The following is a 677-nucleotide window of genomic DNA, read 5'->3' on the forward strand; positions in this document are numbered from 1 at the left end:
ATCTGCGTTCCGCTGCCGTGCCGGGACGGATCACGGTAGAACGCCGGTGTGACGCGCCGACAGCTCAGTGACGACCAGTGGGAACTCATCCAGCCGTACTTGCCGGTCGGCGAGTACGGCCCCTACCCGGTGAAGTTGCGGGACCAGTTCGAGGGCGTGATCTGGCGATTCCGGTCCGGCGCCCAGTGGCGGGAGATGCCCGAGCAATTCGGTCCCTGGCCCACCGTCTACGGCCGTTTCCGGGTCTGGCGGGACGCAGGCGTGTTCACCGCACTGCTCGAGGGGCTGATCGCCGAGGCCGCCGGGCAGGGGAAGACTGACCTGTCACTGGTCAGCGTGGATTCCACGACCACCCGCGCGCATCACGACGCCGCCGGAATACACGTCGCCCCCGAGGTTATGGAGGCCCTGGAGAAGGCCGTGCGGGAACAGGAGCAGGCCCGACAAAAGGGGGCGGCCAAGGGGAACAGAACGGACAGGGCGACGCCGACGATCCTGGACGGGAAGAACGGCGACGCATCCGGCGAAGACGCAAAGCCCGCCTGAAGCAGGCCCTGCTCGGCCGGTCCAGAGGCGGCCTGACCTGCAAGATCCACCTCGCGTCCGACCGCAAGTGCCGCCCCCTGGCGATCGTGTTGACGGCTGGACAGGCCGCCGACAGCCCGCAGTTCCTCCCC

The 677-nt window shown here is 68.5% G+C and carries 1 pseudogene; it reads left to right on the forward strand.

The features are described 5' to 3' along the window. Positions 1-48: 48 nt before the first annotated feature. Positions 49-677, forward strand: a pseudogene (locus E6R18_RS33880) (transposase); the annotation flags it as partial.

This window comes from Streptomyces sp. A1277 (assembly GCF_004795015.1).
Classification (GTDB): Bacteria; Actinomycetota; Actinomycetes; order Streptomycetales; family Streptomycetaceae; genus Streptomyces.